General features: G+C 68.2%; 14 protein-coding genes. 3 read left to right on the forward strand and 11 right to left on the reverse strand.

Annotation, left to right across the window (positions count from 1 at the left end; all coding sequences use genetic code 11):
• Window positions 1–73: 73 nt before the first annotated feature.
• Entirely contained in the window at window positions 74–967 is an 894-nt protein-coding gene (locus BN976_RS08755) for a universal stress protein (RefSeq protein WP_011778688.1), read from the forward strand.
• Between the two features lie 48 nt (window positions 968–1,015).
• Window positions 1,016–2,716: a cation:proton antiporter gene (locus BN976_RS08760; protein ID WP_011778687.1), complete on the forward strand. Its 1,701-nt coding sequence runs from the start codon at window positions 1,016–1,018 to the stop codon at window positions 2,714–2,716.
• Here BN976_RS08760 and BN976_RS08765 read toward each other — a convergent pair.
• The 6 genes from BN976_RS08765 to BN976_RS08790 all read right to left on the reverse strand — a co-directional run bounded on the left by BN976_RS08765 (window position 2,695) and on the right by BN976_RS08790 (window position 9,915).
• A complete protein-coding gene (locus BN976_RS08765) occupies window positions 2,695–4,347 on the reverse strand; it encodes an HAD hydrolase family protein (protein ID WP_036369975.1) in 1,653 nt (550 codons plus the stop codon). The two genes, BN976_RS08760 and BN976_RS08765, sit on opposite strands and share 22 nt — an antisense overlap.
• Window positions 4,348–4,356: 9 nt before the next feature.
• Window positions 4,357–5,628, reverse strand: a complete 1,272-nt coding sequence (locus tag BN976_RS08770) for a hemolysin family protein (RefSeq protein ID WP_011778685.1) — start codon at window positions 5,626–5,628, stop codon at window positions 4,357–4,359.
• A 3-nt stretch (window positions 5,629–5,631) separates the two neighbouring features.
• Window positions 5,632–7,086: a sensor histidine kinase gene (locus tag BN976_RS08775; protein WP_036370471.1), complete on the reverse strand. Its 1,455-nt coding sequence runs from the start codon at window positions 7,084–7,086 to the stop codon at window positions 5,632–5,634.
• A gap of 111 nt (window positions 7,087–7,197) precedes the next feature.
• Complete coding sequence (locus BN976_RS08780) at window positions 7,198–7,920, reverse strand: peroxiredoxin (protein WP_011778683.1); 723 nt, start codon at window positions 7,918–7,920, stop codon at window positions 7,198–7,200.
• A 52-nt stretch (window positions 7,921–7,972) separates the two neighbouring features.
• Window positions 7,973–8,707: a ZIP family metal transporter gene (locus BN976_RS08785; RefSeq protein ID WP_235622010.1), complete on the reverse strand. Its 735-nt coding sequence runs from the start codon at window positions 8,705–8,707 to the stop codon at window positions 7,973–7,975.
• 8 nt (window positions 8,708–8,715) lie between these two features.
• Window positions 8,716–9,915, reverse strand: a complete 1,200-nt coding sequence (locus BN976_RS08790) for an alpha/beta hydrolase family protein (protein WP_036369978.1) — start codon at window positions 9,913–9,915, stop codon at window positions 8,716–8,718.
• A 95-nt stretch (window positions 9,916–10,010) separates the two neighbouring features.
• Here BN976_RS08790 and BN976_RS08795 point away from each other — a divergent pair, with 95 nt between their 5' ends.
• Window positions 10,011–10,976 (forward strand): alpha/beta hydrolase, encoded by a 966-nt coding sequence (locus tag BN976_RS08795; protein WP_036369980.1) that lies wholly within the window; start codon window positions 10,011–10,013, stop codon window positions 10,974–10,976.
• Here BN976_RS08795 and BN976_RS08800 read toward each other — a convergent pair.
• The 5 genes from BN976_RS08800 to BN976_RS08815 form a co-directional block, all read right to left on the reverse strand.
• A complete protein-coding gene (locus tag BN976_RS08800; RefSeq protein WP_011778679.1) occupies window positions 10,951–11,469 on the reverse strand; it encodes a hypothetical protein in 519 nt (172 codons plus the stop codon). The two genes, BN976_RS08795 and BN976_RS08800, sit on opposite strands and share 26 nt — an antisense overlap.
• Window positions 11,466–12,353, reverse strand: coding sequence for a universal stress protein (locus tag BN976_RS08805; protein ID WP_036369982.1), 888 nt, complete (start codon window positions 12,351–12,353; stop codon window positions 11,466–11,468). The genes BN976_RS08800 and BN976_RS08805 overlap by 4 nt, the downstream gene beginning before the upstream one ends.
• Window positions 12,354–12,557: 204 nt before the next feature.
• Complete coding sequence (locus BN976_RS08810) at window positions 12,558–12,836, reverse strand: DUF1876 domain-containing protein (protein ID WP_011778677.1); 279 nt, start codon at window positions 12,834–12,836, stop codon at window positions 12,558–12,560.
• A complete protein-coding gene (locus BN976_RS33555; RefSeq protein ID WP_133167775.1) occupies window positions 12,817–12,996 on the reverse strand; it encodes a hypothetical protein in 180 nt (59 codons plus the stop codon). The genes BN976_RS08810 and BN976_RS33555 overlap by 20 nt, the downstream gene beginning before the upstream one ends.
• 159 nt (window positions 12,997–13,155) lie before the next feature.
• A complete protein-coding gene (locus BN976_RS08815) occupies window positions 13,156–14,763 on the reverse strand; it encodes a GAF domain-containing sensor histidine kinase (RefSeq protein WP_235622031.1) in 1,608 nt (535 codons plus the stop codon).
• Window positions 14,764–14,918: the final 155 nt, after the last annotated feature.

Genomic DNA, 14,918 nt, shown 5'->3' on the forward strand with positions numbered 1-14,918 from the left:
CCACCCCATAACGTGTCAGGTGCGGCCTGGAGTCGAACCCGCCTGCCGCGCCAGTCGAGATGAGGAGCACACGATGGCCGCGGCCGCGGAGTTCGGAAATGAGATCGGGAATGTAGTTGTCGGCGTCGACGATTCGCCCTCGTCACAGCCGGCGCTGGAGTGGGCCGCCGCGGAGGCGAAGCTGCGGAACATACCGCTCGTCATCCTGTATGCGACCACGCTGCCCATCGGGGCGTGGCCGGTCGTTCCGGTCCCGACCGGCTTCCTGGACTGGCAGCGGCAGATCGGCCAGGACATCCTGAAGGACGCCGGTCAGATCGCCAAGGAACTCACCGGGGGCGCCGTTCCGGTGACCGCCGAGTTCGCCGTCGCGACCCCGACCGCCGCACTGGTGGAGGCGTCGCACACGGCGGGAATGGTGGTCGTCGGTTCCCGGGGGCAGGGTGGCCTGCTGCGCAAGGTGCTCGGAAGCACCAGCATGGGGGTGATCCACCGCGCACACTGCCCGGTCGTCGTGGTGCACGACGAGGAGCCGGCGCCGCCCGGAGGGGCGCCGGTGGTGCTGGGGTTCGACGGCTCCCCCGGGTCCGAAGCCGCTGTCGAGATCGCGTTTCAGGAGGCCTCGCGCCGGGGTGTGGGGCTTGTCGCGCTGCACTCGTGGTGGTCGCCGGGCGCCTTCGAGATGCCGGGCTTCGACTGGGAGGAGATTCGCCCCGAGGTGGAACAGGAAGCCGCTCGACAGCTCGCGCCCTGGCAGAAGCGTTATCCCGGGGTGGCAGTCGAACGTGTCGTGGTGTCCGACGAGCCGGCCCGCCGGCTCGTCGAGCGGTCCGAGTCGGCTCAGTTGCTCATCGTGGGCAGTCACGGGTACGGCGCGGTGACGGGCGCGCTGCTCGGGTCGGTCAGCGGCGCCGTGGTGCAGGCGGCACGGGTGCCCGTCATGGTGGTCCGCCCGCGAACCCCGTGAGGGTCGGCCAGAATCTGCTGCGCGCACGCCGGATAGTCTGATCCCGACATGGACGGCCACCTTTTTCCGACCATCGCGATCATCCTGGCGCTCGCCACCGCTGCAGGCGTAGTGGCCACCAGGCTGCGTCAGCCGCTCATCGTGGCGTTCATCATGGTCGGCGTCGCGGTGGGTCCGGTCGGTGCCGGTTGGGTATCGGCCGACAGCACCATGGAGTTGTTGGCCAGGCTGGGCCTCGCCGTCCTGTTGTTCCTGGTCGGACTCAGGCTGGATCTGCATATGATCCGCAACACCGGACCCGTCGCGGTGATCACCGGGCTCGGCCAGGTGCTCGTCACGTTCGCACTCGGCCTGCTCATCGCGCTCGCGCTGGGGATGGACAACGTGACGGCGCTCTATGTCGCTGTGGCGCTGACCTTCTCGTCGACGATCATCATCGTCAAGCTGTTGTCGGACAAACGGGAATTGGAGCAGCTGCACGGACGGATAGCGCTCGGCATCCTCATCGTCCAGGACATCGTCGTCGTCGTGGTGATGATCGCCCTCACCGCTTCCGGGCGAGGTGGCGAGGGCAGCGTGGGGGCGGGTATCGCGGCCGTCGCCCTCAAGGGCATCGGCCTGCTCGCCACCCTCTGGGTGCTGATGCGGTTCGTCCTGCCCTGGCTGATGCCGCAGATCGCGCGGTCCCAGGAGTTGCTGGTTCTGTTCGGAGTCGCGTACGCCGTGTCGGTCGCATCGTTTTCCGAGTGGCTGGGATTCAGCTCCGAGGTCGGAGCCTTCCTCGCCGGAGTCTCGTTGGCCGGCACCCAGTTCCGTGACGCGCTCGGGGCCCGGTTGGTCAGTCTGCGGGATTTCCTGCTGTTCTTCTTCTTCCTGAACCTGGGCGCGGGCCTGGACTTCAGCGAAGCGGCGGGACAGATCACCGCGGCCATCATCCTGTCGGTCTTCGTGTTGGTGGCCAAGCCCGCGATCGTCATCGCGATCATGTCGGTGATGCGCTACCCGGTACGCGTCGGGTTTCTCGTCGGGCTGCCGCTCGCCCAGATCTCCGAATTCTCGCTGATCCTTGCGGCGTTGGGGCTCAGCCTGGGACATATCAGCAACGCCACCGTCAGCCTGATCACCGTGGTCGGCCTCATCACCATCGCCGCATCGACGTACATGACGATGTATTCGGACGGCATCTTCGCGCGTTCGCAGCGGTGGCTGTCCCATCTGGAGAGAAAGCACCAGAGAGACCACGAGGTGGCCGGCCTCTCCGACGGCGACTTCGACATCATCCTGTTCGGCCTGGGCCGATTCGGCAGTCATCTCGCCGATCGGCTGTCCGGTGCCGGCCATCGCGTCCTCGGTGTCGACTTCGATCCGCACGGGGTCAGGGCACACCGCCGCGACGGTGTGACGACGACGTTCGGAAGCGCCGAGGATCTCGACCTGCTGGAGGCACTGCCACTGGACCGGGCCAAGTACGTCATCAGTGCGATCCCGGTTCTGCAGACGAATCTCGCACTGCTGCACGGGCTACGGCAGCACCAGTTCTCGGGTGCGGTCGCGCTGACAGCGCACACCCGCCACGATGCGGAGCGGCTGCGGGCCACCGGGGTGGAGATCGTCATCGAGCCGTTTTCTTCTGCGGCCCACACGACGTCGAACACCCTGCACGACCTGTTGACCACTGAGTTCGAAGACACCGACGACGAGGGATACAGCGACGACGAGGGCGGTGCTCAGCCGCGCCCCTCGAGGTAGCGTGTGCGCACCGCGTCGGCGATCTGTCTGCGGACCCGTTCGATCTCGGCGGCTCGGTGCGCGGCGACTTCGTCTTCCCAGCAAGCCACTTCGGCCGCCAGTTCGGTGTCGGCGATGGTGTGTCCGAGCCAGCGGGAGAAGTCACCGCGCTCGAGATGGAACTGTAGGCTCTCGGGTGTCAGCTGCAGGATGGCCTGACCGAAGTCGCGCATCGTCGCCGCAGGCGTGACCGGCTGGCCGTCTTCAGCCTGGAAGTAGAACCGGCGCTCCCGCGGAAGCGCGACATCGACGTACTTGTGTCGGTGCCGGATATGGGCCGTCCGGCGCCGGGCGACCGTGAAGGGCCTCGACGCGTCGGTGCCGTAGCGAATAGTGGCCCACTGCACCGGATTCGCGACGGATTCGGCGCGGTCGGGTCGGATCGCCTCCACCACGACGTCGCTGGCGTCGACCTCGTCGGCCGGAAGCGTCGCCGGCGCGAACGACGACAGCACGTACCCGCCCCGACGGACCCAGCGCTCTTCCCGCTGACGCCCGAGCAGATGGGCCTCGTCCCAGATCACCCAGTGCGGAAAGCCGTGCCGTTCGCGGTGGGCCTCGACGACGGAACGCAGCCGATGCGCGTACCCACTCTTGGCTTCGGCATCCAGAGCGGACAGGTCTACGACGAGACTTGTTGCGGGGTGCAGCATCTCGACCAAATCGGGAGGTTCGACAAGATTGTGCCGGCTGTCGACCAGCACCACGTTGTCGAGTTCCCTGAGCTCGGCGTGGTCCCCTTCGGGATCCACGACCAGCACGCCGTAGCCCGCCAGGATCCACTGCTCGGCCATCAGTCCGATGAGGTGACTCTTGCCCGAGCCCGGCGGCCCGGTGACGACGATGCGCCCCTGGCTGCCCGGCAACTGCGCAGGCGTGTGATCGTCGAAGACGCCGATGTCGACCCAACGCCGGGGCGGGCACCATCGACGCGCGCCGCTGAGGATCGGGCCGTCGAGCAGCCCGGCGACTCCCTTTCCGTCCCGGTCGTCCATCACCAGGTCGGCGTGCGCCTTGACCGAGGCGACGGCGTTCGCCACCGCGACACCCAGTTCGGCTGCCGCCATCATCGACAGGTCGTTCTCGGCGTCACCGATCGCGATCGTGTTGTGCGGGGACCGGTTGATCCGGGAGAGCAGGCTGCGCAGCCCGCTACCTTTGGTCACCCCGGCCGGCAACACCATCAGCGCTTCACGGTTGCGGATGATCTGGCAGTCCAGGCCGAGGACCCCGATCGCCTCGACCACCCCTGCCACGTGGTGGCCGTCGGTGGCGATCAACGCCGCACCCCGACGAAAAGGGATGTGGCGCCGCGTCAATTCGGCGTCCAAAGCAGATTCCACCGGCGCGGCCAGCAGGATGTCCTGCCCGTCGACCACCGCCACGGCGCCGTTCTCCAGCACCAGCGCGTCGGCGTGCTCGGCGATTCCGGGAAATTCTGCGTGGAGTTCGGCCGCGATGCGTCCGGTCACGAACACGACGCAGACGCCGCCGTCCCTGGCTCGCCGGATGGCGCGCAACGCGTCGACCGAAAGTTCTCCGGACGAGGTCAGCGTGCCGTCGATGTCGGCCGCGACGACTTGGAAGAACACGTCACCAACCTACTGCTGCTGTGGCCACAGCCGCACCTCGGCGATGGCGTGCCTGTCCACCGCCGTGACGTCGAACCGGTAGCCGGCGATCTGGACGTGGTCGCCGGGACCGCTCGGTATGCGTCCGAGGATGCTCAGCATCAGACCCGCAACCGTGGTGTAGTCCCCGCTGGGCAGGCTCGACGCGTCGACGCCCACGTCGACCAGGTCGTGAATCGGGAACGACCCCGGCAGGATTCGGCTGCCGTCCGGGAGCACCCGCACCGCTCTGACGTCCTTGTCCTGCTCGTCGTAGATCTCGCCGACGACCTCTTCCAGCAGGTCCTCCAGGGCCACTATTCCGGTGACGCCGCCGCGCTCACCGATGACCAGGGCGAACTGTTCACGCTCATCCATCAGACGGGACATCGCGGCGGTGACCCGCAGACTGTCGGGCAGCAGCAGCGCCGGGCGCGCGACGTCGGCCACGGTTCCGGTGGACCCCAGCAGATCACGCAGGTGCACCACGCCGATCGCGTCGTCCAGTTCCCCCGACGGCACGACGGGCGCCCTGGTGTGCCCTGACGCCGCCAGCGCCGTGAGTGCTTGGGGCACGGGCAGATCCGCGCGCAACCGGAACACCCGTGGTCGTGGCACGACGACCTCGCGGAGCGCGCGCTCGTGGATCTCGAGGGCGCCGGAGATGATCTTGCGCTGTTCGGGATTCAGCTCGCTGTGACCGGCGATCAACTCCCTCAGCTCACCAAATGTCATTTCCCCCTTGCCGACGTCCGGGTCCCCGCCCAGCAGCCTCACGACGATGTCGGTCGCCTGCCCGAGGGCCCAGACGACGGGGGTGGCGGCGATCGCCAACGCTCTCAGCACAGGTGCCACCAGCGCCGCCCAGCGCCGTGCGTACTGCATGCCGAGGCGCTTGGGTGCGAGTTCGCCGACGACCAGCGTGGATGCGGTGACGAGGATGGTCACCGCGGCGATGCTGACGGGTGCCGCAGCGCCGCCGAGGAATTGCAGCCGGGACTCCAGGGGTTGGGCGAGGGACACCGCCGCGGTGGCCGAAGCGAGGAATCCGGCCAGTGTGATGCCGAGCTGGATGGTCGCCAGAAACCGGTTCGGCTCCCGCGCGAGACGCACCACGATGCGGTCGCTGCGGCCGCCGCGGCGTTCCATCTCCCGCAGCTGTCCCTCCCCCAGCGAGATGAACGCCGCCTCGCTGCCCGACAGCAGGCCGTTGACCAGTACGAGCACTCCCACCAGCGCCAGGTCGAGCCAGTACCCGGTCATGGACTACCGCGCGGAAGTCGTCACGGCATCGAGGTGGCCCACCGGCTGCAGTGGAACGGCCCATTCGACGACGGCACCCGTGCCCGAGTCGGCGGTGGACACCGTGGCCGTTCCGCCGAACTGCTCTGCCTGCGAGGCGATGTTGCGCCGGCCGCGGCCCATCATGTTGTCCGAGGCTAGTCCGACACCGTTGTCCCGCACCGTGATTCGCAGCTTGTCACCAGTCACTTCGATGGTCACACCGGCGGCGGTCGCGCGGGAGTGACGGACGACGTTGCTCAAGGACTCCCGCACGACGGCGAGGACAGCCGCGTGCAGTTCCGGCGGGATCGGGGTGTCGTCGACGGGACCGGCGATCTCAAGCGTCGGGGTGAAGCCCAGCGCCGACACACTTCCCTCGACGACGTCGATGATGGCCGAGCGGATCCGGGACGGCCGCCCCAGCGGAGACACCGCGTGATCGAGGTTGAAGATCACCTCGCGAAGGTCCCGGATGATGACGTCGGTCTCGTCGATGAAGGGCTGCAGATCGGGATCCCGACGTGCACTCGCAGCGGTGAGGCCCAGTCCGAGACCGAAGACCCGCTGGATCACGCGATCATTGAGCTCTGCGGCGATCCGCGCCTGCTCGTCGCGCAGTTCACTGTCGATGAGCCGGTCGGTGCTCGCCCTCAGGCTGAGGCGCATCTGCTCGACAGCGTCGGCGATCTCGGCCGTCTCCCGCAGACCCGGACGGATGATGGGCCGGTCGTAGTCGCCGTCGGCCACCCTCTTCACCCGGTCCACCAACATCCCGACGGGACGGGTCAGCAGGCACCGCACCGCGATGACGGCACCGATCACGGACAGCACCAGCATCACCGCGCCGACGGCCTGGACGATGTTCGCCGTTCGCTGCACGGACTGGATCTGCATCAGCTGCGCTTCTGCCATGGCGTCCGTGTGGGCCGCCAGGGCACGCAGTTCCGTGCGCAACCGATCGAAGACGCGGCCACTCTCCAAGGTCATGCTCGCCTGTTCGTCGGCAGGGACGGGCCCACTGCGGCGGGCGGCGATCTGCGGTTCGGCTGCGTCCGTCGTCCAGGCGGCGGCCGCGGCGGCGATGCGGTCGAGCAGTGCGCTGCCCGTCGGATCGCCGGCCAACTCCTCGCGCAGGTGCGTGAGCATCCTGTCGGCGGTGACGGCGCCCGCATCGAAGGGTTCCAGCGAGGCGGGGTTGCCGGTGAGCAGGTAACTCCGTTGGCCCGCCTCGCGGTCGGTGAAGGTACGCCGGAGCACTTCGACCTCGCCCTGGATCGGCACCACCTCGTTGCTCAGCTCGTCGACAGCACGTGCCACGCCGACCTGCCCGGCGACAGCGGCCGCCGAGACGACGACGAAAGCGGCGGCCATGACGCCCAGACACGCCCAGATGAGCTGTCTGAGCGAAAGTCGCTGCAATGTCGTGCCATCGGCCATGATCTCGCTGTCCCAAACCTGGTGAAAATACGGACTCACAGTCGAGACTGCTGGACGGCCGCCGCCGTCACAAGGGCACTTCGACCCCGGCCCGTCAGGGCATCGGACTCCTCACCGACGGCGGATGCGGGCCTCGACCTCGTCGGCGGGAAGCTCTCTGGTGCAGAAGAACCAGTCCTGGCATTCGACACCCACGACGTCACCCGACATCCGGCTCTGGGCGGTGCCGCACGACCCCGCGGGGGGAACGATCACCGCGTCCCCGGGACGCCAGTCCGCCGGCGTGGCGACATCGAACGCGTCGGCCGTCTGCAGCGCTTTCACCACGCGCAGAAGCTCGTCGAAGTTGCGGCCCGTGCTCAGTGGGTAGTAGATGATCGTCCGGACCACGCCCTCGGGGTCGATCACGAAGACCGCGCGGACCGCCTTCGTCGTGTCTTCGCCGGGCATGATCATGCCGTACTTGCGCGCGACCTCCATCGTGACATCGTCGATGAGCGGGAAGGTGACCTCGACATCGCGCATCCCCTTGTACGAGATCTTCTCCTTGATGGTCCGCAACCAGGCGATGTGGCTGTAGAGGCCGTCGACCGAGAGCCCGACCAGATCGGTGTTGTAGGCGGCGAATTCGTCCTGCATCGACGCGAACGTGATGAACTCGCTGGTGCACACCGGCGTGAAGTCGGCCGGGTGGGAGAACAGGATGACCCACCTGCCGAGGTAGTCGGCGGGGAAGTTGATGTCACCCTGGGTGGTGGCAGCGGTGAACGACGGCGCCGGGTCCCCGATCCGCGGCATCGTGACGACCGGGGTCGGCATCTCGTTGACAGTCATCTCATGTTTCCTTTCTCGTTTTCTCTCTTGTGCTTTCGTAACCTGTGCCGGCTCATGCCAACTGGGCCACCGCCCAGAGCAGCACGATTCCGGCCACGAACGTCGTGGTGTAGAGCGCCTTGTCGCGGAGCACCGGCGAGGTGGTGATCTCGGGCAGCAGGTCGGTCAGCGCGATGTAGATGAAATTGCCCGCCGCGAACGGAACGAGGACCGTCACGTCGACTCTGCCGGCGAATGCGTAGGCGAGCAGCGCGCCGACGAGGAAGGTCAGTGCGGACACGACGTTGTAGACCAGGGCGCGCGAGGCGGGCCATCCGCTGTGTACGAGGATCCCGAAATCTCCTAACTCTTGCGGGATTTCGTGAGCCGCCGCGACGAGCCAGGTGACCACACCCAGCTTGATGTCGACGATGAAGGCACTTCCGACCGCCAGACCGCCGATCAGATTGTGCAGGCCGTCGGCCGCCAGGATCAGGTAGCCCAGCGGGCGGTGCTGACTCACCGGCCGGTGACAGTGGTGCCAGTGCAGGAACTGTTCCAGGACATGGAAGCTGACGATGCCCGCGGCGCACCAGGCGAACACGGTCCTGCTGCCGCTGTCCAGTGCGATCGCTTCGGGCAGCATGTGGAACAGCGCGCCGCCGAGCAGCGCGCCTGCCGCAAGCGCCACCAGCGGCAGGACTATCCGCGTGAACAGACGCTCGGGGATCAGCAGGGTGACACTGCCCACCAGCGCCAGGGCGCTCATCGCCAGTCCCGCCACGAAGATCCACAGCAGCACGGGCATTGCGCATCTCAGCCCGTCGTCGCGTCCGGCATACCCGGCCGGTCGATCCCGGCGAGTAGCCCGGACCGGGCCAGCGCGTCGGCGATGAACCGGTTCACCGGTCGGGATTGGAAGAACCCGGTGTGCCCGCCGCGGTACCACGCGATGTTCGGCCGGCCCCAGTGCTCCCACAGCCGGGCGACCTGCTCGCGGGGGTGCACCACCTGGTCGGCGAGGCCTGCGTAGATGAATCGGCCCGACAACGGAACACGAGGCGTCAGCGACAGCGGCGAGATCATCTGGCCGAGCGGGCCTGCCAGCTCGATCGTGCGCCGCCTCGGATCGTCACGGGCCATGCCGGAATGGCGGCTCAGCAGATCGACGAGATCGGCGACGGGCACCCCCAGCACCGCGCAGACCAACTCGTCGTCAAGGCTGGCCACCAGCGCGGCGATGAATCCGCCAAGGGACAAACCGTACACACCGATCGCGGCGCCGGGTTGCTCTGCGCGGATCCAGCCGAGGAGGGCACGGATGTCCCAGACCGCCTGGCCGGTCGCATGGATGTCGTCGAGCATGTCCTCGCCGGGGAACACCGCGCCTTTCGGTAGCTGCCTGCCCCTCGGGCCGTGCATGGGCATCACCGGGAGCACCACGTTGAGGCCCAGCTCCTCGTGCAGGTACCACGCCCGGAACAACGCCAGGTCCAGTGCCGCGCGGCCCATCTCGGTTCCATGGATGCACACCAGCCAGGGCCGCGGCTCCGGGTGGCGCAACAGCAGTCCGTAGCCCCGGCGGTTCGCGGTGTATGTCGCCCAGCGGTCGCCGCCCGGCTCGCCGCGCAGTGGGCGATAGCCGCTCTCCCACCGCAGCCGGGCATAGGTGTGGTTGCGACGCCGCACCGGGGTCACCTCGACGTCGGTCAGCGGCGCCGGCGGGCGGAAGAAGCCCTCCGGGTCGTCGAGCCACCCCCGACGGCCGTAGAACTTCAGGGCCGCAACGACCTCGTCGTGAATCCGCGCGAAGGCCTCGGGGTCACTCAAGGGCCGGCGGGCCCGCAGCCCGAGCAGCACCACCTCGTCACGGAGCGCCTCGGCGGCCAGCGCCACGGTCGGCCGGGCGATCGGCAACTGCGGCGTCTCGCCCGCGAGATACTCGCGCCACGAGCGCGCGTAATAGATTCCGGTCTTGGCCAGCGGCCGGAACGTGTCGCGCAGTGAGGGTGCCACGCTCTCGAAGCTAGCGCCGCAGCATTTTTCCACGCAGGGCCCTTGGTCACCGAAGAAGGGGAAAAGGTCCGCATTGTGGCCGGTAGCGTCGAGGCATGGGTGTCGGCTTCACCACACGGCAGGTGTCGTTCTCCAGTGGCGGTTCGCGGATCGCCGCCGAGCTCTACCTGCCGGCCGGTCCCGGGCCGTACCCGGCGGTGGTGTTCGCCCACGGCTTCTCGGGAACGATGGATTGGATCCTGCCCGATTTCGCGAGCGTCTTCGCCGCAGGCGGTCTCGCGGTCCTGCTTTTCGACTACCGCCATTTCGGGTCGAGCGAGGGACAGCCCCGGCAGCTGGTGGACACCGGCCGCCAGCTCGAGGACATCAGGGCTGCGCTGGCCTACGCCCGGGCCCACGAGGCGATCGACGCCCGCCGAATCGGGCTGTGGGGTACCTCGCTCGGCGGCAGCCACGTCATCAACGTCGCCTCCGCCGACCCGCGCATCGCAGCGGTGGTGGCCACCGTCCCCGCCCTGGACATGTTCGTCGGTCTGCGAGGGCGCCACCGGCCGGCCACCTTCCGCCCGGGCCCTGCCCGCACCGTCATCGCCACCCTCAGGTTGGTGGGCGCGGCGGCGCTGGATGCGATACGCGGGCGGTGCGGCCTCAGACCGTACTACCTGCCCGTGTACGGGCCGCTCGGCCATGCCGTGTTCAGCGACCCCGCTCTGGCAGAACGGTTTCGGCACGTCGAGTCCAACTCCCCGACGTGGCGAAACGAAGTGACCCCGCGATTCCTGTTCCACGCTCCGAGATACCGCGACGGCACGGTCGAGCGCATCCGGTGCCCGGTCCTGGTCACCCTCGCCCGTGACGATGCCGAGGTCTCGTCGCCCTACGTCAGACGCAGACTCGGGCACGCCGCTGACGTCGAGATCATGGAGTACCCGGTCGCGCACTTCGATGTCTACCACGGCCCGGTGCGCGACGAGATAGCCCGGGATCAACGCGATTTCCTGGTTCGCCACCTGCTGCGCGGCCCGAACCGGGCGCCTAACTCGTCAGGCTGCGGTCGATGATCGCCACGGCGGCCTTCAGATGCCGGTCGGCCTGGTCGATGTCGGAGACGAATTCGGCGTCGTAATTGTTGGGGGTGAGCTCGAGCACGGCCAGGCACATGTGCGCCGCGTCATGCGCGTCCTGCGCGGCGGCCTCCAATTCTGCGGTGAGATCCCGATCCGGGGCGGGCACATGCGCGGCGACGTCGACTCCCGCGGAATCGTGCATCCGCTGGCATGCCGCACCCAGGGCGGGACCGTCCATACTTCGCAGCGCCTCAAGCGAATCATCAAGGGCCTTTTGCAGATCGGTGACGTGCGGCTGTGCGGTCGACCACCATTCGGCCAGTTCGGCGCGCTGTGACGGCGCGATTCCGCCCTGGGACCGCTGGCCGCCGGACAGCGCGATCGCAACGATCCCCGAGGCGATGATCACGACGGCGACGGCCACGAACCCGACGACGGCGGGGAACGTGCGGTACCAGCGACGGCGTGGCAGCGGTGGTCCGGTCATCGTGGTCGCGCCACCGTCACCGGTATGTCGACCGACCGGGCCACCGTGGAGCTGACAGAACCGAGGAGCATACCGGCGAACCCGCCGCGGCCGTGGCTGCCGAGGACGACCAACTGGGCCGTCCGCGCCCTGTCGACGAGATGGTGGGCCGGATCGTCGAATTCGACGTGGCGACTGACCCGGACGTCGGGGTGACGCTCCTGCCACCCGGCCAGGCGCTCGGCGAGAACCTCTTCGGCCTGCTGTCTGTGGCCGCGCCATTCGTCGCCCTGCAGGGGGAGCCCGCCCACGTCACCCCACACGTGGACTGCCACCAGGTCGACGCCGCGTCGCTCGGCTTCCTCGAAGGCCAGCGCGGTGGCGTCCTCGGATGCCGGTGAGCCGTCGACGCCCAGCAGGACCGATGCAGCCGGATCGGGAAGGTGCCCGCGGCGGGTGTGCACGACGGTGACGGCGCCGTGGGCGTGGTGGATCAACCCGTCGCTGACGGAGCCCAACGCCAGCCGGCCGAGAGCCCCTCTGCCCCTGTTGCCGACGACGACCATCCGCGCCTGCCTCGAGGCGTCGACGAGTACCTGAACCGGGGGCCCGTACCGGACTTCGGTGCGGATGTCGATGTCCTGTCCGCACGATTCGGCCACCGAGGCCACCGCATTCCGGGCGTACTGGAGAGCTTCCTCCGCGTTCTGGCGTTCGCACTCGACGACCGTGTCCTGCAGCGGCGCCATGGGCCAGCTGACGACCGTCGGCGCCACCGCGTAGATCAGGGTGACAGGCTCCCGGAACAGCAGTGCCTCGCCGCCGGCCCATCGCAGCGCCGCGGAGGACTCCGGGGAACCGTCGACCCCGACGACAATTCCGTACCGCGTCGTCTCACCAGGCATGTCGGTGACCGATCACTTCGAGGAACGGCCCGCCAGATAGGTGGTCGCCACGGCCATGATCGCGATGACGATGGCGATGAGAACGGCGGCTGTCGGCCAGTCCATGGCACTCTCCTCTGACGAATTGCCTCGTGCGATGCACGCTGTCGCAGTCCACGTTATGACCGGGGATGCGACGGCATTAGGGCCGTTGGTCCCGTTCATTCACTCCAATGACGCGACGTGCTCGTGGGTCACGCCCTCGATGTCCCTGGCCGTGACGGCCAACAGCTGACGTGCCAGGTCGGACAGCGCCCGAGCCACGGCCAGCTCGTCTCCGATGACGGGTACGTCCTCGTCCTTCGGATTCCGCCGGGCCAACCCGACGCCCGTGACGTCCCGTTCATCCCACACCAGCCAGGCGGTGGCGCGGGTCTGATCTTCATGCTCGTCGACGGCTACGCCGACGGTCCACTCCTTCGGTTTACGGGGTGAGTCGGTCATGCTGCCCTCCTTCGTTGGAATCGGCACGCAGGTCAGGAAGGTCCTGCGCGGTGACCAGCCGCTCGTTGGCTGCCCGCAGCGCCCACACCGTGCCCGGATGACGAAGAATGGACCACATCGTGTGGGTGGACGGGAAGCCCGGCGAAACGCGGTGAGGCATTCGTTACTCCTTGTCCTGCAAGCACTTCCGAGTGGTCCGGTACGACGAACAGCAGAACCGATGTCGCCGCATACCACGACGCTAGGACGGGTCTGAGCACCGATCTAAAGGCTTTGGTCCAGGGAGCGAGGGCCCTTGGTCCCTCGGCGAGGTGCGGGCTCACGTCCGGGCGAGCGGCACGCTCCAGATCAGCCGGGTGCCACCGGACGGTGGGGTATCGATCACGAGTTCGCCGCCGGCAGCCCGGGCCCTGGCGGCAAGGTTGGCCAGGCCGCTGCGTCGCCGACTCTCGGCCGGGATGCCCTGACCGTCGTCGCAGACCTCCACGACGAGGTCGTCACCGACGGCGATCTCGACGGCGACGGCGGCGGCACCCGAGTGGCGGACGGCGTTGCTGAGTCCCTCCAACACGACGGCTTCGGCGTCGTCGACGAGCGACGGCGCGACGACTTCCATCGGACCGGACACCGTCAGCGTCGCGGCCATCTCACGGTCCTCGGTCAGACGCTGGAACGCATGCCTGATGCGTTTGGCGAAAGCACCATGCGCCTCGGCCGGCTTCTGCAGATTGAAGATCGTCGACCGGATCTCGGTGATCACCGCCTGCAGTTCGTCGACCGAATTCGACAGCCGCTCATTGAGGGCAGGGGATCGCACTCGGGCGACGACGCCCTGCAGGTCCATGCCGACGGCGAAAACCCGCTGGATCACCTGATCGTGCAGATCGTGGGCGATGCGCTCCCGGTCTGTGAACATCGCAAGCTCGTTCGCGGTGCCGCGGGCCCTGGCGATGACGATGGCGATCGCCGTGTGGTAGGCGTAGTCGCGGACGAGGTCGAGGTCGCCGGCCTGGAACCGTGGCGCGGAGGCGTTGCGCGCCAACGCCAGTACCCCCAGATTCTGCCGCTCCGAGCGCAGTGGCACCACGACCACCGGTCGCTCGCCGACGTCGGTGAAGAACGGGATCGAGTGACCGAACGCCTCGGTGATGACCGGTCGGCCCGACTGGAACACCGCGCCGGTGGTCGATCCGTGCACCGGAACACGTTGCCCCAGAACGTCATCGGCGTAGCGGCCGGCGGCGGTGGACACCACCAGGGTGTCGACCTCGTCGACCGGCTGCTCCGGATCGGAGGCCACCAGCACGATTCCCTGCTCGGCGCCGGTGAGCTCGCAGGCACGGCCCACGATGAGTTGAAGCGGCCGCAGGTACGGATCGTCGCCGCCGAGCACCGCCGCCGTGATCTCCCGGCCGGCGTCGGTCCAGCGCACGGTGGCCCGGGCGTGGTCGAGTAGCCGGGCGTTGTCGATCGCCACGGCCGCGATCGATGCCAGTGCCCTGACTGTCATCTCGTCCGCCTCGGCAAAGGCGAAATCGGGTCGGTCATCGGCCAGGTACAGGCTCCCGAAGGGCTCGCCGCGAATCACGATCGGCACGCCGATGAACGCCCGCATGCCGGGGTGGTGCTGCGGGAACCCGACCGCCGAGGGGTGTTCGGCGGCGTTGTCCAGCCGAACGGGGTCGGTACCCTGCCGCAGGAAGCCCAACAGCCCCTTGCCGACCGGCGGATGGCCGACGGCCTGCACCGTACCCTCGTCCATTCCGTCGTGGACGAAGTCGGACAACAGGTCGTCGGTTCCCCACACGCCGATCGCACCGTACCGGGCCGCGGTCATGCCCCTGGCGGCACGCACGATGCGCTGCAGGGTCGCGTTCAGTTCGAGATCGGAGCCGATCTCGACCGCTACCTGCAGCAATTGGCCCATCTGGTCACGGTCGGCCGCCAACTCGTCGAGTTGTTCGTGGATCCGCCGCAGATCGGCTGGGTGCCGACGGCCGAAGGCCCGCTGTTGTCGGTTGCTCACGCTGATCCCCCGTACTGCCGGGATCAATTGTGGCAGTCGGGACCGCCGAGGGACAC

Source organism: Mycolicibacterium austroafricanum, from assembly GCF_000612725.1.
Classification (GTDB): Bacteria; Actinomycetota; Actinomycetes; order Mycobacteriales; family Mycobacteriaceae; genus Mycobacterium; species Mycobacterium austroafricanum.